This window comes from Sphingomonas sp. PAMC26645 (assembly GCF_004795835.1).
Classification (GTDB): Bacteria; Pseudomonadota; Alphaproteobacteria; order Sphingomonadales; family Sphingomonadaceae; genus Sphingomonas.
Genome location: NZ_CP039249.1, coordinates 3826804 through 3849319 on the forward strand (window position 1 = coordinate 3826804; position 22516 = coordinate 3849319).

The 22516-nt window shown below is 65.7% G+C and carries 23 protein-coding genes; 9 read left to right on the forward strand and 14 right to left on the reverse strand.

Annotation, left to right across the window (positions count from 1 at the left end; all coding sequences use genetic code 11):
- The first annotated feature begins 63 nt into the window (after positions 1–63).
- Together hemF and E5673_RS17450 are read left to right on the forward strand one after the other, a co-directional pair.
- Entirely contained in the window at positions 64–906 is an 843-nt protein-coding gene (gene hemF, locus E5673_RS17445) for an oxygen-dependent coproporphyrinogen oxidase (protein WP_136190978.1), read from the forward strand.
- Positions 907–910: 4 nt separating this feature from the next.
- Positions 911–1504: a GNAT family N-acetyltransferase gene (locus E5673_RS17450; RefSeq protein ID WP_136190979.1), complete on the forward strand. Its 594-nt coding sequence runs from the start codon at positions 911–913 to the stop codon at positions 1502–1504.
- 178 nt (positions 1505–1682) lie between these two features.
- Here E5673_RS17450 and E5673_RS17455 read toward each other — a convergent pair whose 3' ends face one another.
- Together E5673_RS17455 and E5673_RS17460 are read right to left on the reverse strand one after the other, a co-directional pair.
- Positions 1683–2423, reverse strand: coding sequence for a hypothetical protein (locus E5673_RS17455; RefSeq protein WP_136190980.1), 741 nt, complete (start codon positions 2421–2423; stop codon positions 1683–1685).
- Positions 2420–3280, reverse strand: coding sequence for a hypothetical protein (locus E5673_RS17460; protein WP_136190981.1), 861 nt, complete (start codon positions 3278–3280; stop codon positions 2420–2422). Before E5673_RS17460 ends, E5673_RS17455 begins: the two co-directional genes overlap by 4 nt.
- A 118-nt stretch (positions 3281–3398) precedes the next feature.
- On the opposite strand from E5673_RS17460, the gene lipB reads away from it, so the two are divergent.
- The 3 genes from lipB to E5673_RS17475 all read left to right on the forward strand — a co-directional run bounded on the left by lipB (position 3399) and on the right by E5673_RS17475 (position 5446).
- Positions 3399–4052: a lipoyl(octanoyl) transferase LipB gene (lipB, locus tag E5673_RS17465; protein ID WP_243644449.1), complete on the forward strand. Its 654-nt coding sequence runs from the start codon at positions 3399–3401 to the stop codon at positions 4050–4052.
- Between the two features lie 103 nt (positions 4053–4155).
- Entirely contained in the window at positions 4156–4437 is a 282-nt protein-coding gene (locus E5673_RS17470; RefSeq protein ID WP_056065069.1) for a hypothetical protein, read from the forward strand.
- 298 nt (positions 4438–4735) lie between these two features.
- On the forward strand, positions 4736–5446 hold the full coding sequence (locus E5673_RS17475; RefSeq protein ID WP_056488597.1) for a hypothetical protein: 711 nt from the start codon (positions 4736–4738) through the stop codon (positions 5444–5446).
- Positions 5447–5611: 165 nt separating this feature from the next.
- Here E5673_RS17475 and queE read toward each other — a convergent pair whose 3' ends face one another.
- From queE to E5673_RS17500, 5 genes are all read right to left on the reverse strand, one after another.
- A complete protein-coding gene (queE, locus tag E5673_RS17480) occupies positions 5612–6244 on the reverse strand; it encodes a 7-carboxy-7-deazaguanine synthase (protein WP_136190983.1) in 633 nt (210 codons plus the stop codon).
- Between the two features lies 1 nt (position 6245).
- Complete coding sequence (queC, locus tag E5673_RS17485; protein WP_136190984.1) at positions 6246–6950, reverse strand: 7-cyano-7-deazaguanine synthase QueC; 705 nt, start codon at positions 6948–6950, stop codon at positions 6246–6248.
- Positions 6951–7255: 305 nt separating this feature from the next.
- Positions 7256–8173 carry an Hsp33 family molecular chaperone HslO gene (locus E5673_RS17490; RefSeq protein ID WP_136190985.1) on the reverse strand — a complete coding sequence of 306 codons (918 nt, stop codon included), beginning with the start codon at positions 8171–8173 and terminating at the stop codon, positions 7256–7258.
- Between the two features lie 32 nt (positions 8174–8205).
- Positions 8206–9123: an ornithine carbamoyltransferase gene (argF, locus tag E5673_RS17495; RefSeq protein WP_136191600.1), complete on the reverse strand. Its 918-nt coding sequence runs from the start codon at positions 9121–9123 to the stop codon at positions 8206–8208.
- Positions 9124–9310: 187 nt separating this feature from the next.
- On the reverse strand, positions 9311–10501 hold the full coding sequence (locus tag E5673_RS17500; RefSeq protein WP_136190986.1) for an aspartate aminotransferase family protein: 1191 nt from the start codon (positions 10499–10501) through the stop codon (positions 9311–9313).
- Positions 10502–10741: 240 nt separating this feature from the next.
- Between E5673_RS17500 and E5673_RS17505 the strand changes: the two genes are divergently transcribed.
- Complete coding sequence (locus E5673_RS17505; RefSeq protein ID WP_136190987.1) at positions 10742–11530, forward strand: hypothetical protein; 789 nt, start codon at positions 10742–10744, stop codon at positions 11528–11530.
- A 186-nt stretch (positions 11531–11716) separates the two neighbouring features.
- On the opposite strand, the gene parE is transcribed toward E5673_RS17505, so the two are convergent.
- Positions 11717–13726 (reverse strand): DNA topoisomerase IV subunit B, encoded by a 2010-nt coding sequence (gene parE, locus E5673_RS17510; RefSeq protein WP_136190988.1) that lies wholly within the window; start codon positions 13724–13726, stop codon positions 11717–11719.
- A 159-nt stretch (positions 13727–13885) separates the two neighbouring features.
- Between parE and E5673_RS17515 the strand changes: the two genes are divergently transcribed.
- Positions 13886–14743: an outer membrane beta-barrel protein gene (locus E5673_RS17515; protein WP_136190989.1), complete on the forward strand. Its 858-nt coding sequence runs from the start codon at positions 13886–13888 to the stop codon at positions 14741–14743.
- A 419-nt stretch (positions 14744–15162) separates the two neighbouring features.
- Here the strand turns inward: E5673_RS17515 and E5673_RS17520 are convergent, their stop codons facing one another.
- On the reverse strand, positions 15163–15918 hold the full coding sequence (locus E5673_RS17520) for a GcrA family cell cycle regulator (protein WP_136190990.1): 756 nt from the start codon (positions 15916–15918) through the stop codon (positions 15163–15165).
- 65 nt (positions 15919–15983) lie between these two features.
- Here E5673_RS17520 and E5673_RS17525 point away from each other — a divergent pair, with 65 nt between their 5' ends.
- Together E5673_RS17525 and E5673_RS17530 are read left to right on the forward strand one after the other, a co-directional pair.
- The gene (locus tag E5673_RS17525; protein WP_136190991.1) at positions 15984–16838 is read left to right on the forward strand and encodes an ABC transporter permease; all 855 of its coding nucleotides are present in this window, start codon (positions 15984–15986) and stop codon (positions 16836–16838) included.
- Complete coding sequence (locus E5673_RS17530; protein ID WP_136190992.1) at positions 16838–18109, forward strand: serine hydrolase; 1272 nt, start codon at positions 16838–16840, stop codon at positions 18107–18109. The genes E5673_RS17525 and E5673_RS17530 overlap by 1 nt, the downstream gene beginning before the upstream one ends.
- 153 nt (positions 18110–18262) lie before the next feature.
- On the opposite strand, the gene E5673_RS17535 is transcribed toward E5673_RS17530, so the two are convergent.
- The 5 genes from E5673_RS17535 to E5673_RS17555 all read right to left on the reverse strand — a co-directional run bounded on the left by E5673_RS17535 (position 18263) and on the right by E5673_RS17555 (position 22515).
- Complete coding sequence (locus E5673_RS17535) at positions 18263–18835, reverse strand: GNAT family N-acetyltransferase (protein WP_136190993.1); 573 nt, start codon at positions 18833–18835, stop codon at positions 18263–18265.
- Positions 18832–19614, reverse strand: a complete 783-nt coding sequence (locus E5673_RS17540) for a LysR family transcriptional regulator (protein WP_056055436.1) — start codon at positions 19612–19614, stop codon at positions 18832–18834. The genes E5673_RS17535 and E5673_RS17540 overlap by 4 nt, the downstream gene beginning before the upstream one ends.
- Positions 19611–20009 (reverse strand): Co2+/Mg2+ efflux protein ApaG, encoded by a 399-nt coding sequence (gene apaG, locus E5673_RS17545; protein ID WP_056488567.1) that lies wholly within the window; start codon positions 20007–20009, stop codon positions 19611–19613. Before apaG ends, E5673_RS17540 begins: the two co-directional genes overlap by 4 nt.
- Entirely contained in the window at positions 20006–21211 is a 1206-nt protein-coding gene (locus tag E5673_RS17550) for an aminotransferase class I/II-fold pyridoxal phosphate-dependent enzyme (RefSeq protein WP_136190994.1), read from the reverse strand. The genes apaG and E5673_RS17550 overlap by 4 nt, the downstream gene beginning before the upstream one ends.
- A gap of 206 nt (positions 21212–21417) precedes the next feature.
- Positions 21418–22515 carry a glycosyltransferase family 2 protein gene (locus E5673_RS17555; protein WP_136191601.1) on the reverse strand — a complete coding sequence of 366 codons (1098 nt, stop codon included), beginning with the start codon at positions 22513–22515 and terminating at the stop codon, positions 21418–21420.
- Between the last annotated feature and the right edge of the window lies 1 nt (position 22516).

Here is a 22516-nt window from a genome sequence, read left to right on the forward strand (position 1 = left end):
TTCGGCCAAGTAGCCGAACGGTCCCCCTCCCCGTTCCGGGGAGGATTTGGTAGAGACCCGTGCATGATCGACCTCGACCCCCAGCAAGCCGCCGCCCGAACCTGGTTCGAATCCCTGCGCGACCGCATCTGCGCGGAGTTCGAGGCGATCGAACGCGAGGCGGGTTCCGACGCGAGCTTCGAATACACGCCGTGGGACCGGATCGATCCGTCGGGCGAATTGGGCGGCGGCGGTGTTCGCGGCGTGATGAAGGGCAAGGTCTTCGAGAAGGTCGGCGTCAACGTCTCGACCGTCGGCGGGACGTTCGAGGGCGATTTCGCCAAGTCGATCCATGGTGCCGGCGAGGACCCGCGGTTCTTCGCGACCGGGATCAGCCTGGTCGCGCACATGACCAACCCGCATGTGCCCGCGGTGCACATGAACTGCCGCTTCCTGAATACCACCAAGCGCTGGTTCGGTGGTGGCGGCGATCTCAACCCGCCCTTGCCGATCGAGGAGGATACGGCCGACTTTCATGCGACGATGAAGGCGGCGTGCGACGCGCATGACACGGCGCATTACGAGCGGTTCAGGGAGTGGGCGGAGACCTATTTCTACATCCCGCATCGGAAGGTGAGCCGCGGCGTCGGCGGGATTTTCTTCGATCATCTCGACGGCGATTTCGAGACCGACTTCGCCTTCACGCGCGACGTTGGCGAGGCGTTCCTCGATGCCTATCCGCGAATCGTGCGGCGAAGGATGGATACGCCGTTCGATGCGGCCGACGAGGCGCAGATGCTCGAGTGGCGCGGGCGCTATGCCGAGTTCAATCTCGTCTATGACCGGGGGACTTTGTTCGGGCTCAAGACGGGCGGCAACATCGACGCGATCCTGATGAGCTTACCCCCTCGCGCTACGTGGTCGTGATCCAGTGGCGCTGATCCCGGTTGCCGACGACGTTCTCGCGACGATCGTCACGACGCTGGAGCTGCGGACGCGGCCACCGCTGCGACCGAGCCCGGGATCGCGGTTTCGGCTGGTGAAGTGGGATCGACCGGCGCTGGAGAAATACCGCGCGCTGTTCCGGCGGGTGGGGAGCCCGTGGCTGTGGTTCTCGCGGTTGGTGATGGCGGACGATGCGCTGGCGGCGATCGTCCATGATCCGGGAATCGGGGTGTATGCAATGCTCGATCCGGCGGGGATTGAGGTCGGGATGCTCGAACTCGATTTCCGCGAGGCGGGTGCGTGCGAGATTTCGTATTTCGGGCTGATCCCGGAACTGGCGGGGCAAGGTCATGGGCGGTGGTTGATGGCCGAAGCGTGCGCGCGGGCCTGGGCCAAGGGGGTGGGGCGGGTGTGGCTGCACACCTGCACGCTCGATCATCCGAGTGCGCTGGGGTTTTATCGGGCGCAGGGTTTCGTGGCGGTGAAGCGGACGATCGAGACGTTTCCCGACCCGCGGGCTTCCGGGTTGCTGCCGCCGGAGACGGCGCCGCAGATTCCGTATTTGGCTAAGCAAGTGTAGCAGCCACTTTGGCTTGGTTCGTCGCCTATCCCATTCAACCCCGTTTACCTCCCCGGCGGAGGCCGGGGTCCAGTTGGGAAACGTTGCTAACGGAGGTCGCGCGTCGTTACTGCGACCTTTCCAACTGGTCCCCGGCCTCCGCCGGGGAGGTGCTGTTCTATTAGACGGGGCTCGCCCCTTACCGCGCCAGCCGCCGGTAAGCCGAGATCGCGATCAGGGCCATCGCGATACCCGCCGCCATGGCCGCCACCGCGGCGCCGGCGTCGACGATCGCCAGCGCGACCGGGTTGGCTTGCCCGCCGTCGCGCAGCGCCTTGTCGGCCATCATGAACGGCGCGCCGACGAGCCAGCCGCTGATGTAGCTGAACGCCGCCAGACCCATCAACGGCAACCCCGAACCACGACTGAGTACGAGACTGCGGCGGATCGCCGCCAGCGCGCCGACCGGGGCTTCGGCGAACATCGCCGGGCCGGTCAGCATCGTCCGCCCCAGGATGTACAACCCCGGAATCGCATACAGCAGCAGCCCTGCCCCGGCCGGCAGCGAGACGATCACCATCGCCAGCAAAAACCGCGGGAAGATCCGCAGGCAGCGCGTCAACGCCTGCCGCAAATCGAGCTGGTCGCGATCGAGATACAGCGCGTAGAACAACGACGTCCCGAAAAAGCTCATCACATAGGCGAGCAGGTACCAGCCGCCATGCGCCGCCGCCCAGGTCTGCACCGCATCGGCCCAGACCATCGCCTGGGCCTCATTATTGCCCGCCGCCGCGTCCGGCATCGGCGGATCGGGCACGACCAACGCGAGCGCGAAGGCGGGCAGGAACAGGAACGGTGCGGCGATCCGCAGCAACAGGTCGCGGTCGCGCTTGAACAGCGTCCAGGCGTCGGTGAGAACGGTCGCGAAATCGAGCTTCATGGGACGGCGTGTTTCTCTCTGGTCGCGACATAGAGCTGCGCGGTGAAGACAGCGGCTAGCGCCGTGAAGGCGGTGGTGACGATCGAGCCCGCGACCCCCGCAAGGAAGGCCGCCGTCGCGACGGAATCCGCGCCTAGCACGAGTCGGAAGACGATACCCGTGACGGACTGCGCAGCGCCGGTCGCAACCAGCAGCACGATGCAGAACAGCACCAAGACGCCGATGATCCGCCACGTCATGCCCTTGGTCAGCTGGATCGACCGACGGATCGCGCCGACACCGAGGCGTTCGTTTAGAATGACCGGATTAAGCAGCACCAATCGCGCGCCGATCCAGAGCAGCACGAGCAGATAGGCGAGACCGTAGAGCGCGGTGAAGCTGGCGGCACCGACGCTGGGCGGCGTCATCTGCGCGCTGGAGCCATTGGCGGCAGCGGCGAAGTCGAAACCGGACTGCACCAGAACGACGATCGGCGGCACCGCGAGCAGGAACGCGACGATCGTCAACAGGACGGTGATGCCAAGCGCCGGCAAGACGCGCGCGCTCCCTTGCCGACGTGCAGACGCGGCATCGACCGCCGGATCGGTCGCGATCGCGACGATCGAGAGTTGCGCCCAGATCATCGCGACGAGCGCACCGATCGTCAGGACTGCGCCGACCAGCAGCGAAACCGGATTTGCGCGCGACGTGAACGCGACGAATCCGTCCCGCACGACCGTCGGCAGCAACATGCCAAGCAGCGCGATCGGCGCGATCATGCCGGTGCGCCCGTTCAGCACCTCGATCGTGCGATCCCAGACCGTTACCATCTTCACGCGTGCGTTGACTGTCCCTGTCGTCGCGCCTGTCGTCGCCATGTCCGTGCTCCCGCCATTCCCATTCCTGCGCGAGGTAGCCCAAGCCCTCGCGCTTGACCACATGGTTGAAACGCTCGTCGCGGTTGCAACTTGCGGCACGGGTGCGCAATTGGGTTCGGTGACCACTCCTCCCCTCTCCGATATCGAATGGCGGACCAGCGCCGGCCTGACCCCCTATGCGGACGCGCTGGCCGAGATGGAGGCGCGCGCGGTCGCAGTCGGCACCGGTGACGCGCGCGAACTGCTGTGGATGCTCGAACATCCGCCGGTCTACACCGCGGGCACCAGCGCCGAGCCCGGCGACCTGATCGACGCGCGCTTTCCGGTGATCCCGACCGGGCGTGGCGGCAAATACACCTATCACGGACCGGGACAGCGGATCGGCTATGTCGTGCTCGACCTGACCAAGCGTGGGCGCGACGTGCGGTGCTACGTCCACGCGCTCGAATCCTGGGTGATCGCGGCGCTCGGCGAACTCGGCGTCGAGGCATTCGCGGTCGATGGCCGGGTCGGCATCTGGACGCTCGATCGGGGTCGAGAGGCGAAGATCGGGGCGATCGGGGTGCGGGTTAAGCGCTGGGTGACACTCCACGGCTTCTCGGTCAACGTCGACCCCGACCTGTCGCACTTTGGTGGTATCGTGCCCTGCGGCCTGCCGGAATACGGCGTTACCAGCCTGCAATCGCTCGGCATTCCGGCCGACCTTGCAACTTTCGACGCCGCCCTGGCGTTGACGGCCGATGCTTTCCTTGAAACAGTTTCTTGTCCTTGAGAAAACGAGGCTTGAGGGCAAAGCGTTATCGGATTAATGTCCACTACGATTTGGGTATTAAGGGCGAGCAGCCAGCCAAATCCTCTATCTAGGGAGCTTCCACATGCGTGCACTCATTTCCAAGGTTCTGACCGGTTCGCTGATCGCCAGCGCAGCACTCGCTGTTTCGGCTTGCGGTCCCAAGACCGAGACCACGACCGACAACACGATGGTCACCGACATGAACGCCACTGAGGGCATGGACACGATGTCCGACAACATGACCGCAGTCGACGGCGCGTCGAACGGTGGCATGATGGCCAACGACACCATGATGGCGAACGACACGATGATGTCGAACGACACCATGATGACGAACAACGCGATGACCACCAACGCAATGTAATTTCCGCAAGGAAATTACGACGTTGGGGAGGGCCGCCCGGGCAACCGGGCGGCCCTTTTCGTTATCGGTGGTGCGCGATGGGTTTCGGCGATCGAGGCACGTGCGGCCGCACCCTCTATTGGGCACTCTACGGCACCCCCATGGCATCCTCGTCGGGCGATCGTTTCGGCGCCGACGGATTTCTGACGTTCCCACCCGGCAACGGCGTCGGACGACAGGTCGAAAAGGTTAAAATCGCTTGGGAGTTTCACGGAAACGCTTTAGATTCGATCACTTGGCATGCCCTGGGGAGGTTGGAATGAAGGTGTTGCGTACCGCGCTCGCGCTTTGCGTGGCGTCGAGCGGGCTCGCTGTGGCGCAGTCGGCGTCGGCGCAGTTCTTTTTACAGTCGCGCGATTTTTCGGGCGCAGCCGTCACCGGTGAAGAATCCGACCTTGGCCAGGCCCTGCCCGGCGCGACGTCGGCGGAAATGCGCGCGGCGCTGGTGTGGCACATGCGTGCGGCGCTCAACGTCGCGGCGTTGCAGTGCCAGTTCGAACCGACGCTGTTGACCGTGCCGAACTACAATTCGATCCTGGCCGATCACGGCGAAGAGCTGAAGGGGGCGTTCGACACGCTGACCAAATACTTCGTGCGCGTGAACAAGGCGGCGGGCCCCAAGGCCGGCCAGACCGCGCTCGACCAGTTCGGGACGCGGACCTATTCGAGCTTTGCCACTGTGGCTGCGCAATACGGCTTTTGCCAGACCGCAGGGTCGATCGGGCGCGATGCTGTGTTCGCACCGCGCGGTCATTTCGCCGACGTCGCGCTGGCGCGCTCGCGCGAGTTGCGCAACAGCCTGATCCCGTGGGGCGAGCAGCGCTTTCCCCGGTACATCGGTCGCGAACGGGGGGCACCGATGATGATCCGCCTCGATCCGATCTGCTGGAACAAGAAGGGCGAATGGGTCGTGAAGAAGTGCGGCGCGCAGAACTGGCCGCCGGTCGGTTTGGGTATGGCGACTCGCTGAGAGGGCTGGCTCGGGGGGCGTCACTTCACTGCCCCCGTCACCCCAGCGAAAGCTGGGGTGACTTGCGGATCAGATGACGGACGTCACACGGGGATATCCCAGCTTTCGCTGGGATGACGGATGGGGACGGTAGCGCCCCCTACCCTTGCGTCCTATTTCGATCGATCAGCGCAGGCCGAGCAGCTTGTGCGTCTGGAGCGACAGTCGCCATTGCGGGCGCTCCATCACCAAATCCACGCAGGCCTCGCGGTTCGCATCCGCCTTGGGATCGTCGAGCGGCTGCAGCAGGAAGTTCTCGAAATCCCAGGTCTCGACTTCCTCGATGTCGCTACCCGGTTGCGGCCAGACGAGCTTAAGCTCGTGCCCGGCACGCTGGACGACGATGCTGCCGGCCTTGGGGCTGATGCAGACCCAGTCGATACCGGGGTGCGCCGGGATCGTGCCATTGCTCTCCATCGCGATGCGGAAACCCTGCGCATGCAGCGCATCGACGATAGCGTCATCGATCTGGAGCATCGGCTCGCCACCGGTCAGGACGACGAATCGATCGTGCACCCCTTCTCCCCAGAAGCCCGCTACCGCTGACGCCAAAGCCTGCGCATCGGCAAACTTGCCGCCGCCCAGCCCGTCGGTGCCGACGAACTCGGTATCGCAGAACTTGCAAACCGCGGTCGCGCGATCCTGTTCGCGGCCCGACCACAGGTTGCAGCCAGCGAACCGGATGAACACTGCGCGGCGACCGGCGTTGACGCCCTCACCCTGCAACGTGAGGAACATTTCCTTGACGGCGTAGCTCATGTCAGGCCGGCTTGACGGCGTAGCGCGTCGGGTCCGCGATCCCCGCCTCGTCGAAGCCACGCGAACGCAGGCGGCAGCTGTCGCACTCGCCGCAATGCTCACCGGCAGGCGTCGGATCGTAGCACGACCAGCTCAGGCCCAGGTCGAGGCCGAGCCGCGTGCCTTCGCGAACGATGTCCGCCTTGGTCATCATCTGGAGCGGTGCCTGGATGCGGAACGGTTCGCCTTCGACGCCGGCCTTGGTCGCGAGTTCGGCGAGGCCTTCGAAGGCGGCGATGAACTCCGGCCGGCAATCGGGATAGCCGGAGTAATCGAGCGCGTTGACGCCGATATAGATGTCGCGTGCGCCGGCCGCTTCGGCCCAGCCGAGCGCAAGGCTGAGGAAGATCGTGTTGCGCGCGGGCACGTAGGTGACGGGAATGCCGCCGCCGTCCTCGGTACCCGCGCCATCCTTCGGCACGTCGATATCGGCGGTCAGCGCGGACCCGCCGAACGCGGACAGGTCCATCGGCAGGACGATATGGCGTTCGACACCGAGTGCACCGGCAACGCGACGCGCGGCGTCGAGTTCGATCCGGTGACGCTGGTTATAATCGAACGACAGCGCGAGCACGCGCTGGCCGGCTTCGCGCGCAAGCGCGGCGGATACCATCGAGTCGAGCCCGCCCGAGACGAGGGCGACCGCAAAGGGAGCAGGGGATGTCATGATGCGTGTTCGCTAGGCCAGCGAGCGCAAAAAAGAAAGGGGCCGCCCGGCGGAGCGGCCCCGAGTTTGGCGCGGACACGCGCCACAAGGGAGAAACGTGCTGAATAAGAGCACGGGATCAAAGGTAACGGGGAGGCGTAAAATTGCGGTTAATACTCGCTCCCTCTCCCCTCCGGGGGGAGGGACGGAGGAGCCGTAGGCGACGGAAGGGTGAGGGGTGGTTGGAACTGGTGTTCTGCGCCTCACGCCCCTCACCCTCCCACGCTTTGCGCGGGCCCCTCCCTCTCCCCAATAGGGAGAGGGTTTTATCCCTCCACCGGCACCGGGAATTTCTTCGCACAGAACGCACAGTCGACGATGATGAAGCCGGTCTCGTCCGCCATCGACTGGCGTTCCTCCAACGGAAATTTCGAAATCACGCCCCGGATATAATCCGGATCGCAGCGGCACCCGCGCATGATCGGGATATCCGCGAGGATGCGGACGTCTTCCTCTTCGTTGAACAGGCGCCACACTAGCGTTTCCAGCGGCAACGTCGCATCGGTCAGCTCTTCGACGCCCATCGTGTTGCCGAGCGTCGCGACATGCTCCCATTCCGGATGGTCGAGCTTGGTGTGCAGGCGTTCGCGACCGTCCTCTCCCTCGGGGAGGTGCTGGAGGAACAGGCCACCCGAAATGCAGCGACCGTCCGGGCCCTTCGCCATGCCGGTGCGGATCATCGTCGGAATCTGCTCGGACTGCGTGAAATAGCTCTGCGCGGCCTGCGACAGCGTGTCGCCGTCGAGGGGGACGATGCCCTGATAGCGTTCGTTGCTGGTCGCCATGTCGAACGTGATCGCGAGATAGCCGGCGCCAAACAGCGCGAACAGCGAAGGCTCTGCGGGGGCTTCGGCGAGCTTGTCCGCGTCGTACTCGATATAACCGCGCACTTCGCCGCCGCGGTAATCGCAGACGAGCAGCTGGACGACGCCATTGTCAGTGCGCGTCTGCATCGTCAGCTGGCCGCTCGAATCCTTGAGCGTCGAACCGATCAGCGCGGCAAGCGTAAGCGCCTCGGCGAGCAGCCTCTCGATCGCGGGCGGATAGGCATGTGCTGCAAGCACTTCGTCGAGCGCGGTGCCGAGCCGCACGATCCGGCCGCGCGCACTACGCGTTGGAATCGCGAAGGCCAGCGCGCGGTCGAGATCGGTCACGTTGGGGTCGAATTTTGGCGTATCGTTCATCGTCCGCCAGATGGTGACCCTGCCCGTTCAGGTCAACCGATCTGCCCGAAGCACCAGCGCAGGACCGACTTCTGCGCGTGGAGGCGGTTCTCGGCCTCCTGCCAGATCAGCGACTGCGGGCCGTCGATCACGTCGGGCGTAACTTCCTCGCCGCGATGCGCGGGCAAGCAGTGGAGGAACTTAGCGTCGGGCTTGGCGAGTGCCATTAGCGCGGCGTCGACCTGGTACGGGGTGAGCGCCTTCAGCTTGGCCTCGGCATGCGCCTGCCCCATCGAGATCCAGGTGTCGGTGACGACGATGTCAGCGCCCTCGACCGCCTCGCGCGGATCCGAGACGACGCGCGCCCGACCCGACGACCGCGTGATGGCCTCTTCCTCGGGCTGGAACCCCTGCGGGCAGGCGGCGACGACGTCGAACTGCATCAGCCCGGCGGCCTCGACGATCGAGGCGAGCACGTTGTTGCCGTCGCCGAGCCACGCGACCTTGAGGCCGGGCAGCGCCTTGCCGCTCTCGATGATCGTCAGCAGGTCGGCCATGATCTGGCAAGGGTGCGACGCGTCGGTCAGGCCGTTGATGACCGGGACGGAGGCGTAGTGCGCCATCTCCTCGATCTTGGCGTGATCGTCGGTGCGGATCATGATCGCGTCGACATAGCCCGACAGGATGCGCGCGGTGTCCGCGATCGACTCGCCGCGGCCGAGTTGCATCGAGCCGCCGTCGGACACGATCGAGGTGCCGCCGAGCTGGCGGATCGCCATGTCGAACGAGAAGCGCGTGCGGGTGGAGCTCTTCTCGAACACCATCGCCAGCGTGTGGCCGGCGAGCGGCGCGTCGGCGTCGACGCGTCCCTTGGGGAAGCCGGCGCGGGCGGCCTTACGGTCGAGTGCGTCGGTGAGCATCGCGGCGATGCCGTCGGCTCCGGCGTCGGTGAGATTCAGGAAATGGCGGATGGTCAAAGCATCGGCTCCAGTCATGCAGGCCGTTATTCGGTAAAACCGTTCGTCCTGAGTAGGGGCTGAGCGAAGCCGAAGACCCGTATCGAAGGGCCTGGTACCAAAGGTCGCGCCCGGTATCGGCGGGCCCTTCGATACGCCATTTCGGCTTCGCTCAATGGCTACTCAGGATGAGCGGAAGATTTCAATCGTCGGCGGCGGGTACGTAGACGCGCGCGGCGGTCGACAGCTTGTCGATGCACTCGGCGATATGGCTCTCGTCGATCACCAGCGGCGGCAGGATTCGGACGACGTTCTCGCCCGCCGAAACCAGCAGCAGATTGTGGTTGTCGCGCGCGAACGCGACGAACGCACGACTGTCGCTCTTGAGCTTCAGCCCGAGCATCAGCCCGGTGCCGCGAACGCTGTCGAACAGGTGATCGTGGTTGGGGATCATCTGCTCGAGCCCCTGCCGCAACCGGTCGCCCATCGCGGTGACGTTGTCGAGGAAGCCGTCCTCCAGCATCACGTCGAGGATGGCCTCGCCCGCCGCCATCGCCAGCGGGTTGCCGCCATAGGTCGATCCGTGCGTGCCGGCGACCATGCCCTTGGCGGCTTCCTCGGTCACGAGGCAGGCGCCGAGCGGGAAGCCGCCGCCGATACCCTTGGCGACCGCCATGATGTCCGGCGTGATACCGTACAGTTCGTGCGCGAAGAATTTCCCCGTGCGCCCGTAGCCGCACTGGACCTCGTCGAGGACCAGTAGCAGGCCGTGTTCGTCGCACGCCTTGCGCAGGCCGGTGAGGAACTCGTGACTCGCCTGGCGGATGCCGCCCTCGCCCTGAATCGGCTCGACCAGGAAGCCCGCGGTGTTGTCGTCGATCAGCGCGAGTGCGCCTTCGAGATCGTTGAACTTCGCATAAGCGAACCCCGGCAACAGCGGCTCGAACCCGTCGCGCATCTTCGCCTGGTTGGTCGCCGAGATCGCCCCGAGCGTACGCCCGTGGAACGCGGTGTCGAACGTGATCAGCGTGTGGCGCTGGGGGTTACCGTTGGCGAAGTGATAGCGCCGCGCGGTCTTGATCGCGCACTCGACCGCTTCCGCGCCCGAGTTGGTGAAGAACACCGTGTCGGCGAAACTGTTGTCGACGAGGCGCTGCGCGAGATGCTCGCCCTGCGGCGACCCGTACAGGTTGGACACGTGCATCAGCGTGGCCGCCTGCTCGGCGATCGCCTTGGTCAGATGCGGGTGACCATGACCGAGCGCGTTGACCGCGATGCCGCTGGCGAAATCGAGATACTGCTGGCCGTCCTCGCCGAAGAGGTACGCGCCCTCGCCTCGGACCGGACGCACGCCACACCGCGGGTAGACGGGCATGAGCGGGGTGATGGTCACGACGGCAAGCTCCTTCAAACAGCGAGGGCGACCCTTAGCGGCCGCCCGAACCGCCTGATACGAGCGCGCGCCGCCGGGAGCAACACCGCTTGCATCACCCACCAAAGCTGACCGAGATTATATCGCCGTCACCCTGTCGCATCACCTTAAACAAGCGCATGCATCGGAAGACGCGGCGCCAGGATCCTGTGTGCTTTGATTCGATTCGAATGACCTCGTCAAAGTACAGGGGAGATAATCATGATCAAACTTACAATCGGCATAGCATTGGCATCGACCGCGATATCGCCGGTAGTCGCACAAGACGTCCTGTCGGGTACTTGGAAGGGTGATATCAGTGCCAGTCAATTGTCCACCAAACCTTCCAGCACGTTGATAGACAAGGGACTATACACCTGCGCCACCTGCAAGCCGGTGGTGAAGGTTGTCGCCGACGGTGGCTGGCATGCGGTGGCTGGACAGCCTTACTACGACGAGATGTCGGTCACCGTCGTCGATCCGGCGGTCGTGAAATACGCGACGAAGAAGGGCGGCAAGATCGTCAGCGAAGCGACCGAGACACTGTCTGCCGACGGAAAATCGATTGCGACGGCATTCAGCGAGACGGTGGGCACGACCGGCGTTCCGATCACCGGCACGTCGGTCAGCGATCGCGTTGCCCCCGCTCCTGCCGGCGCGCATGCCACGTCGGGCTCTTGGCGTCAGACCAAGGATGCGCAGGTGTCCGACAGCGGGCTGACGTTCACGTTCGCGCAGGTCGGCAAGGTCGTGACCTATTCGACGCCGATCGGCATCTCGTTCGCCGCGACGATCGGCGATCCGGCAGTGCCGGTGACGGGCGATCCGGGCTGGACGACTGTGTCCCTGACGCAGCCCAGTGCCCGCACGTTGCACGAGACCGATATGTTCGAAGGCAAGGTGACCGGCAAATTCCTCATGACGGTCTCGCCCGACGGCAAGACGATGACGATCGACGTCAACGACATCAAACGTGGGAAAACGTCGACGCTGGTCGCCTACAAGCAGTAGGTACTCGTGTAAAAGTTATGTCGGTGCCCAGGTTGTACTCCCGCGAAGGCGGGAGGCCGGGCTGGGCACCGGCCTTCGCGGGTGAACACAATGGGGGTGGCGAGCTTGGCGAACTCGGGCCGCCTCCGTGTCCTTTTCGGACGGGCGCGACATCGCTACCCGTTCCCGACACGCTCTACCGTTACGTCACGCGTCGATCGCTTCCTCGTCCATCCGCCCCGCGTTCTCCTGGATGAAGGCGAAGCGGTGCGCGGGGTTGTTGCCCATCAGGCGGTCGACCAGGTCCTTTACCTGCGCGCGCTCTTCGTATTCCTGCGGAAGCGTGATGCGGAGCATGCCGCGGGTGGCGGGGTCCATCGTGGTTTCGCGGAGCTGGCTCGGGTTCATCTCGCCGAGTCCCTTGAAGCGGCCGACATCGACCTTCTTGCCCTTGAACACGGTGCGTTCGAGTTCGGCGCGGTGCGCGTCGTCGCGTGCGTAGACGCTCTTGGTGCCGACGGTCAGGCGATAGAGCGGCGGTTGCGCGAGGTAGAGGTGCCCGCGGCGGACGAGTTCGGGCATCTCCTGGAAGAAGAACGTCATCAGCAGCGTCGCGATGTGCGCGCCGTCGACGTCGGCGTCGGTCATGATGACGATGCGTTCGTAGCGCAACGTGTCCGGGGTGCAGTCCTTCCGGGTGCCGCAGCCCAGCGCGAGGGTGAGGTCGGCGATTTCTTGGTTGGCGAAGATCTTCGCGCTGGTCGCCGACGCCACGTTGAGGATCTTGCCGCGGATCGGGAGGATCGCCTGCGTTTTCCGGTCACGCGCCTGCTTGGCCGAGCCACCAGCCGAATCGCCCTCGACGATGAAGAGTTCCGTGCCCTCTGGCGAGTTCGCCGAGCAATCGGTCAACTTGCCCGGCAGGCGCAGCTTCCGCGCGGAAGTGGCGGTCTTGCGCTTGACGTCGCGTTCCTGCTTGCGGCGCAGGCGCTCGTCCATCCGCTCCAGCACATAGTTCAGCAGCGCCTTGCCGCGCTCCATGTTGTGGCTGAGGAAATGGTCGAAATGATCGCGCACCGCCTTCTCGACGAGGCCGGCGGCTTCGGGGCTGGTGAGGCGATCCTTGGTCTGGCTCTGGAATTGCGGTTCGCGGATGAAGACCGACAGCATCAGCTCGCTGCCGACCATGACGTCGTCGGCGCTGATATCCTTGGTCTTCTTGTTGCCGACGAGATCGCCGAACGCGCGCAGGCCGCGGACCAGCGCCTGGCGGAGGCCCTGCTCGTGCGTGCCGCCGTCGGGGGTCGGAATGGTGTTGCAATACCAGCTGTACGAGCCGTCGCTCCACAGCGGCCATGCGACCGCCCATTCGACGCGGCCCTGGGTTTCGCCGTTCGCGCTCGGGAAGTCCTGCGAGCCGGAGAAGAAGTCGGAGGTCGCGCATTCGCGGCCGGCGATCTGGTCGCGGAGGTGATCGGCGAGGCCGCCCGGGAACTGGAACACGGCCTGCGCGGGGGTATCGTCCGCGATCAGGTCGGGTGCGCAATGCCAGCGGATCTCGACGCCGGCGAACAAATACGCCTTCGAGCGGACGAGCTTGTATAGGCGTTGCGGCTTGAAGTTCAGTTCGGTGCCGAAGATCTCGGTGTCGGGGGTGAAAGCGACGCTGGTGCCGCGACGGTTGGGCGTTGGTCCGAGGTGCTCGATCGGTCCGAGCGTCAGGCCCTTGGCGAAGCGCTGGCGATAGAGTTGGCGGTCGCGCGCGACTTCGACGACGGTGTCGGACGACAGCGCGTTGACGACACTGATGCCGACGCCGTGCAGGCCGCCTGAGGTCGCATAGGCCTTGCCCGCGAACTTGCCGCCCGAGTGAAGCGTGGAGAGGATGACCTCCAGCGCGGACTTGTCGGGGAACTTCGGGTGCGGATCGACCGGGATACCGCGACCGTTGTCGACGATCGTCAGGCGGTTGTTCGCTTCGAGCGTGACTTCGATCCGCGTCGCGTGGCCGGCGACCGCCTCGTCCATCGCGTTGTCGAGCACTTCGGCGGCGAGGTGATGCAGTGCGCGTTCGTCGGTACCGCCGACGTACATGCCGGGGCGGCGACGTACAGGTTCGAGGCCTTCGAGCACCTCGATCGACGACGCGTCATAGGTGTTGGCGGCGGTTTTGCCGGCGCCGGGCGCCGAGGGGGACGCGAACAGATCTTCAGCCATGGCGGGAACGTAGCCGCAGGCGTCGGACAAAGCCACAGGCTCTGTTTGTTCTCCCTGTGATGCAAAAGTCACATTGATATAGATTGTTGCTTTGGGGGGATAACTTTCGCGGAACCGGCCGTTTATGAAAAACCTGTCATGAAGTTTCCGGGAGTGAATATGACTAAGACGATGATGCTGGCGCTTGCTGGCGCCGCTACGCTGGGTTTTGCCGCGATGCCTGTCGCGGCGCAGGAGATCACCGAAGACGCACCGTTCAGCGGCATCTATTTCGGTGCGGCCGGTGGCTATGACGTGCAGCCGAACGACGAAGGTTCGTCGATCCTGTTCGATCGCAACCTCGATGGCCGCTTCGGTGACGCCGTCACGACCGCTGCCGGCGCCAACGCGTTCTCGCCGGGCTTCTGCAACGGCGCCGCACGAAGCAGCACCGCTCCTGCCGTCGGTGGTCGTGGCTGCCGCAACGACAAGGACAACACCGCCTATTACGCCCGCGTCGGCATCGACCAGCAGCGTGGCAACATCGTCGTCGGCGTCGTCGGCGAGTTCGGCAAGTCGAACATCCGCGACAGCGTCACCGCCTTCTCGACCACGCCCGCCTTCTACACGATGACGCGCGACCTCGCCTGGGAGGCCTCGATCCGCGGCCGCGCCGGCTATGCGGTCAACACGACGCTGTTCTACGGCACGTTCGGTGCAGGCTATGCACGCATCAACCGCGATTTCTATTCGAGCAACACCGCCAATGCCTATGCGCAGAGCGGCAAGAAGAACCAGTTCGGCATCACCGGCGGCGGTGGCATCGAGCAGAAGCTCGGCAAGAACATCTCGGTCGGCATGGAATATATGTTTCACCAGTATCAGGACGACGACGCCCGCGTTCTCGTGACGCGCGGCACGCAGCCGGCGAACAATCCGTTCGTGCTCGCGCCGAACACGGCGGGGACGGCGTTCAAGCGCTCGGATGACAACTTCCGCTGGCACAGCCTGCGCGGCACGGTGGCGTTTAGGTTCTAAGGCGCAGGGCGGCCGCTGCCACGCTGGCAGCGGACTCGCCCAAGCCCGGCCGGCGCGGTTCACCGCGACCGACGACATGGGCTTTGCCCATGACTAGCTGATATAGAAAAGGCCGCTTCCTCAGACGAGGAAGCGGCCTTTTCGTTGCTAGCTGTAGCATCCGCCATTCGATAGCCAGTTGCCAGCCGCAAGCTTGTTTCCCCGCGAAGGCGGGGACCCAGTCTGGGCTCCCGCCTTCGCGGGAGAACAAGGAAGGGTGCCACCCCCTCCATGTGCCCCACCCCGGCGGAGGCCGGGGCCCAGTTGGGCAACGTTGCTAAACGCGGGCGGCGCTCAGTTACCGCGACCTTCCCAATTGGGCCCCGGCCTTCGCCGGGGTGGCACCTCTTGGAAGAGCCGTTTGCCATCAAATTAGAATGTTATCTTGGTCGCGGACCACCAAACGGCAGCGGCGGCGTGGGACGACGATCGCGGCGCGGGAGCTGCGCCTGGTACGCATGGCCGCAATGATCGACGCAATACGGGAAGCCGGGGTTCACCGCCTTGCCGCAGAAGTGAAAGTCGGGTTCGCCGGGATGGCCGAGCGGCCATTTGCAGATGCGGTCGTTGAGTTCGAGCAGGCTCGTCTTGTTCGCCATCTCGGCCGACGGCTTGGCCGGCACGAGACGACGCGGCGGGGCCGGCGTGCTAGGCGGCTGCTGCTCGCCGGGTGCCTGGCGGAGGAAGCCGCCTGGGCCGACCGAGCGCAGGATCGGCTGCGGCGCACGGACGGGCGCGGCGACGGCCGGAGCAGCCTCGTCCTCATCCTCCTCGTCGTCCTCAGGCTCTTCGGCGGCCGGCTCCGGCTCGACCGTTGCCGCGGGCTTGGCGGCTGCGACGACGGACGGTGCGACCGGGGCGGGCTTGGGAGCCTCGACCTCGACCGGCTCCGGTGCCGCGACAGACTCGGGCGACGCCGCGACTGCCGACGCCGTTGCCTCGGCCGCAGCCGCCGCCTTCGCCTCGGGATCGTTCGGCTTCACCGGCGACGGGCGCGCCTGTAGCTCGAGGCGGTGGGCCTTGCCGATGACGGCGTTGCGGCTGACGCCACCCAGTGCTTCGGCGATCTGGCTGGCGGTCTGGCCGGCCTCCCACATCGTCTTGAGCGTCGCGATGCGCTCGTCGGTCCAGGACATGTTCGTTCCTTAGTCTTGCTCAGCCGGGTTGCGGGCGGCAGCGGCAGCGATTACCCGCAACGCCTATGAGCAGCCAGCCCCCAATCGGTGAAATCCATTCGGCGGTGCATTCCGCCCCCGGCGTTCCCGTCATAAAGAGCGTGAACTGGGAGGGATTGCGAACCCTCTATATCAAGGAGGTGCGACGGTTCTTCAAGGTGCAGCTTCAGACGGTGTGGGCGCCGGCGATAACGACGCTGCTGTTTCTGATCGTATTCACGATCGCGACGGGCGCAAAGAGCCCGGTTCCGGTCGATGGCCAGATCGTCGCGTTCGCCGATTTCATCGCGCCGGGCCTGATCATCGCGCAGGGCATGATGGGCCCGGCGTTCGCCAATGCGAGCTTCTCGCTGCTCGTCGGCAAGATGCAGGGGACGATCGTCGATTACCTCCAGCCGCCCTTGTCGACGGGTGAACTGCTGGGCGCGCTGGTCGCCGGCGCCGTGACTCGCGCAGTGATCGTCGGGATCGTGGTGTGGGCGGCGATGGCGCTGTACCCGGGTGTGCACGTGACCCCGCATGCGCCGCTCGCGATCGTCTGGTTCGGGTTGCTGGGCGCGACGTTCCTCGCGCTGCTGGGGGTGCTGACGTCGATCTGGGCGGACAAGTTCGATCATGCCGCGGCAGTCACCAACTTCGTGATCGCGCCGCTGTCGCTGTTGTCGGGGACGTTCTACTCGGTCGACAAGCTGGCGCCCGCGTTCCGCGCGTTCAGCCATGCGAACCCTTTCTTCTACATCATCTCGGGCTTTCGCTACGGGTTCCTCGGGATCGCCGACTCGCCGGTAATGATCGGCGGGATCGTGATCCTAGTGATCGATCTGGTGCTGGCGACGCTCTGCTACCGGTTGCTGAAGAGCGGTTGGAAGCTGAAGAACTGATGCACAGGCTCGCGCTCTGGCTGGTGGCGTTGGCGGTGGCCTTGCTGCCGGTCGGTGCGGTGGCGCAGGGCGCGGTGGCGGACCCGGCGTTGCGGGCGAAGGCGGATGCGCTGATCGCGATCCTTGACGGGCGCGGCGCGTATGACGCGTATTTCGCGGCGAGCTTCCGGGAGAAGGTGCCGAAGGCGCAGTTCTCGGCGATTATCGAGCAACTGAAGGCGACGCTGGGCGTGCCGCAGAAGATCGATTCGCTGACGGCGACGTCGGCGTGGTCAGCCGATCTGGTCGTCGGCTATGCGCGCGGGACGGCTAGCGTTCGGCTGGTGATCGCCCCCGAGGCGCCGCATGCCGCGACCGGGCTGCTGATTACCGGCACGGGCGCGCGCGACGATAGCCTCGCCAAGGTCGAGGCGGAGTTCCGCGCGCTGCCAGGGGCTAGCGGGTTCGGACTATATGCGCTCGGCGATGACAAGCCATTGTTATTGCATGGATATAACGTCGATCGAGCCGCTCCGCTCGGCTCGGCGTTCAAGCTCTGGGTCCTCGCCGAGCTCGCGCGGCAGGTCGCGCAAGGTGATCGGCAGTGGAACCTTATCGTAACCTTAGGCCGTCCGTCCCTCCCGTCCGGCATCCTGCAGACCTGGCCGGCGCAGTCCCCGCTGACGCTCCAGACGCTCGCCACGCTGATGATCTCGATCAGCGACAACACCGCGACGGACACGCTGATGACGACGCTCGGCCGCGACAAGGTCGACGCGCTGGCGGTCAGCGCAGGCGGCGCCGCCCCGGTGATGACCACCCGCGAGATGTTCGCACTCAAGTCCGACAAGGCGCTGACCGCGGCATGGGCAGCGGGTTCGGTGGAGGCGCGACGCAGTTTGCTCGTCGCCAATGCGGCGACGATTGCCACCGCCAAGCTCGACCCGACCGTGTTCGCCGGGAAGCCGGTTGCGATCGACAGCGTCGAATGGTTTGCGAGTCCGGCGGCGATGGCGGGGGTGCTGGATCGGTTGCGCGCAGCGGATGCTACGACGCGGGCGATCCTCGCCGTCAACGCCGGCCTCGATCCGGCGATTGCGGCGCGGTTTCGATATGTCGGATTCAAGGGTGGCGGTGAGCCCGGGGTGCTGACCTTGAACTACCTCGTCCAGGCGAAGGACGGACGCTGGTATGCGGCGACCGGGAACTGGCACCGGGCGGACGACGGCGTGAACGAGGTTCGATTCGCCGGGCTGATGGGGCGGGCGCTGGCGTTACTGGCGGCGCGGTAAGCGTACCACCTCCGCGATCATTACCCCCCCGGCGAAGGCCGGGGCCCAATTGGAAAGGTGGATATAACGAAGCGATATCCTTCGTTATCAGCGTCCCCCAATTGGGCCCCGGCCTTCGCCGGGGGGTGTTGTTTGTAGGGATCTTGGCGGCGGCTAAGCGCGCCCAGCCGCCTGCCAGCTATCCGCGCACAGCCCGTAGATCAGGCTGTCGCGCAACCCCAGATGCGTTTCCCATTCGTCGCGCAACAACCGCTCGCGCCGGAAACCCAGGCGCTCCAACAACAGGATCGACGCGGTATTCTCGGTATCCGCATCGGCGAACACGCGCTTGCGACCCTCCGCGAAAAGCCGATCGATCACTGCCGAGACCGCCTCGCGCGCAATTCCCCGCCCCCAGGCCTCACGCGCAAGGATGAAGCCAATTTCCGTCACCCCTGCCCCATCGGCCTCGCTCCCCGAGACCCAGCCGATCGCGCGATCGTCACCGGTGCGAGTGATCGCCCAGGTGCGCTGATTACCCGGCGCCGCTTCCTCGGCGAGATAGGTGCGGACGTCGTCGACGGAGCCTAACGGACCGTCGGCGGAATAGGCCATCAGCTCTGCATCGGCGAGCATCGGGTGCAACGCGGTCGCGTCACCCTCGACGAGCGGCCGCAACCGCAGCCGCCGCGTCTTCAGCACCGGCGATACGCCAGCGCGCCGTGGCCTGCGTCCGGGTTGCCTCACGCGGTCAGGGCATCCACAAGCGCGCGGACTTTTTTCTGGCGCCACTGCGGGAGGGGAGCGACTAGCCAATAGCCACCCTTCGACGGCTGCGACTCGCCGATCAGACGCACACGCGCCTGCGCGAGATCGCGGCGCGCGAGCAGTTCGGGCACGGTTGCGCGACCAAGACCCGCCGCTGCTGCGTCGATCGCGAGACCAGCATCGGTGACGCGGACCAGCGCGACGCCGTCTTCTCCGGACCATGCGATCGCGGCCTCGCTATCCGTACCGGGCTTGGCGATCGTCACCATGCCTTCGGATTCGAGGGCCTCGCCCTCATGCTCGCCCGGGCCATCACCCCAGCGGATCGCAAGGTCGAGATTGGCTTCGGTGAAGTCGACATTCTCGTCGGCGGTGATCAGCACGAAGCGCAGTTCGGGGTCGGCCTCGGCGATCTGCGCAAGCCGCGGCATCAGCCACTTTTCGGTCAGGTCGCGAGGCGCGGCGATCGTCAGCGATTTCGACGACTGCCCGGCCTGCATCGCGCGCACGGCTTCCTCGAACTGGAGGAACCCGCCACGGAGCGCGCCTAGACCCGCTTCCGCCTCAGGCGTCAGTTCGAGCCCGCGCGTGGTGCGGCGGAACAGCACGACGCCGAGCGTATCCTCCAGCGCGCGGATCTGCTGCCCGACCGCCGCCGGTGTCACCGCAAGCTCGTCCGCAGCACGCGTGAACGACAGATGCCGCGCCGCCGCGTCGAGCACGCGCAGGCCGTTGAGCGGGAGATGCGTGCGCTTCAATTCAGCACCGCGGGGGCGAACAGCGAGAAGCGGGGGATCTCGACCGCGAAGACGGCGCCGTCTTCGCGGACCATCTGGTAGCTCCCCTGCATCGCACCCGATGGGGTCGCGAGCGGGCAGCCCGAGACGTAATCGAAGCTCGCGCCCGGTTCGATCACCGGCTGTTCGCCGACCACGCCTTCACCCTCGACCGAGTGACGCGCACCGCGGCCGTCGGTGATCACCCAGTGGCGAGTGAGCAGCTGGACGGTCTCGGTGCCCTCGTTTTCGAGGCGGATGTGATACGCCCAGAACCAGCGGCCACGTTCAGGCTCGGACTGTTCGGGCAGATAGCTGACCGACACGCGCACGGTCACCCCATCGGTCGTCGCCGCGTTGGGGAACAGGGCCTTCACAGGCCCGCCTGCCTCAGGGCCTGATCGAGGTCGTCGATCACGTCCTGTGCATCCTCGAGCCCGACGTTGATCCGCAACAGTCCCTCGGTGACGCCCATCTCGATCTGTTTCTCGGGCGAGACGCTCGCGTGCGTGGTCGAGGCGGGATGCGTCATCAGCGAGCGCGAGTCGCCGATGTTGTTCGAGATGTCGACCAGCTCCAGCGCGTCGAGCAACGCGTGTGCCTGTTCGCGCCCCTCGACCTCGAACGCGAAGATCGGTCCGCAGGCGTCCATCTGGCGCTTGGCCAGTTCGTGCTGCGGATGGCTCGGCAGAAAGGGATGCAGCACGCGGGGCACTCGGCCTTCGAGGAATTCGCCGACCTTCATCGCGTTTTCGGACTGGCGGTGGATGCGCAGGTCGAGCGTCTCGAGGCCCTTGAGCACCACCCACGCGTTGAACGGTGACAGCGTCGGGCCGGTGTTGCGCGTGAACGGCAGCAGCGTGTTGGTGATGAAATCCTCGGTGCCACAAACCGCGCCGGCGAGCACGCGTCCCTGCCCGTCCATCATCTTGGTCGCGCTGTAGGCCGTCACGTCCGCGCCGAACTCCATCGGCCGCTGCAGGGCCGGCGTCGCGAACGCATTGTCGACCACCGTCGTGATGCCACGTTCGCGCGCGATGTCGCAGATCGCCTTGAGGTCGGCGATGTCCATCGTCGGGTTGGCGGGCGTCTCGAAGAAGAACACCTTCGTCTCGGGGCGGACCGCGTCGAGGAACGCCTGCGGATCGCGCGCGTCGACGATCGTCGTGGCGATGCCGAACTTCGGCAACAGCGTGTCGGTCAGCCAGCGGCACGAGCCGAACGCCGCACGCCCGCCGACGAGATGGTCGCCGGTCTGGAGCTGGCACAGCAGCGACGCGGTCATCGCCGCCATGCCGGTCGCCATCGTCCGGCACGCCTCGGCGCCTTCCAGCAGCGCGATCCGCTCTTCGAGCATCTGCACGGTCGGGTTCTGCAGGCGGGAATAGGTCATCCCCTCCTGCTCGCCGGCAAAGCGCGCCGCGGCGTCGCCCGCCTTGTCGTAGCAATAGCCCGAGGTGAGGAACAACGCCTCCGACGTCTCGCCATATTCGCTGCGGGCGGTGCCGCCGCGGATGGCGCGCGTCGCGGGACGCCAATTCTGAGTGATCGAACGATCCTGGCCGGTCTTGCGCTTCATGCGCGCCGCTTTGCCGGGGGGGAGCCGCGATGACAACCCCGGGGACAAGCCTTGCGGGTGTATGCCCCTGTTACGGGGGGCGTCATTCTCCCCTCCCTGGAAGGGAGGGGTTGGGGGTGGGTCGGGTTCCGGATCGTGGAACGATTGCGACTTAAGCTGGCCTACCCACCCCCAGCCCCTCCCTTTCAGGGAGGGGAGCGAGAAGATTAGTACCGGCCCCAGGTGAATTTCGAGGACAGCGCGTAGTTCCAGACCGCGCCGACCAGCACGCCGATCAGTGCCGAGGCCGCCCAGGCCCCGTCCCTCATCTCGTACAAGAACGCGGCGATGCCGACGTTGGCGACCGCGCCGACCGAGCAGATCACCGCGAACGACACCCAGCCGTCGACCAATTGCCGCCACCCCTTCAACCGCCGATCACGATACGTCAGCGCGTTGTTGAGGAAGAAGTTGAACGTCAGCGCCGCCAGCGTCGCGACGATCTCGCCGACCAGGAAGTGCGTGCCGAACCCGACGAACAACGCGGTCAGCACCGCCATGTGGATACCGACGCCGAGCACCCCGATCGCCGAGAACATCGCGAACCGCACCGGCACGACGCGCCCGAACATCCGGTCGTAGATCGCGATCAGATATTCCATCGCGACGACGTGATCGAGCTTGCTCTCGCCCTCGGTCCGGCAGCGGAAGGTGTACGGCACCTCGACGAAGCGCAGCGGCGTCGGCGAGGCGGTGAGCAGGTCGAGCAGGATCTTGAAGCCGATCGCCGACAGCGACGGCGAGAGGTGGCGGACGATGTCGGTGCGGATCATGAAGAAACCGCTCATCGGATCGTTGAGATCGCATTTTAGCACGCGGCGCGACAGCTTTGTGGCGAGCGCCGACTTGGCGACGCGGTCGCTGTCCCACTCGCCGGTGCCGCCACCGCTGACGAAACGCGAACCGATCACCACGTCGGTCTCGCCGTCCTTCAATAGATCGAGCATCGCCGGCAGCAATGTCTCGTCATGCTGGAGATCGCCGTCGATCACCGCGACGACCGGCGCGGCGGTGGCGCACATCCCCTCGATGCAGGCCGACGACAGCCCGCGCCGGCCGATCCGCTGGATCACGCGGACGCGCTTGTCGAGCCGGGCGATCGCGCGTGCGGCGTCCGCGGTGCCGTCGGGACTGTCGTCGTCGACGAAGATCGCCTCCCAGTTCAGCCCGACCAGTGCCTGGTCGAGCTTGGCGATCAACGTCGCGACATTGGCCTTCTCATTGAACGTCGGGATGACGACCGCGAGTTGCAGCAGGTCACCGATC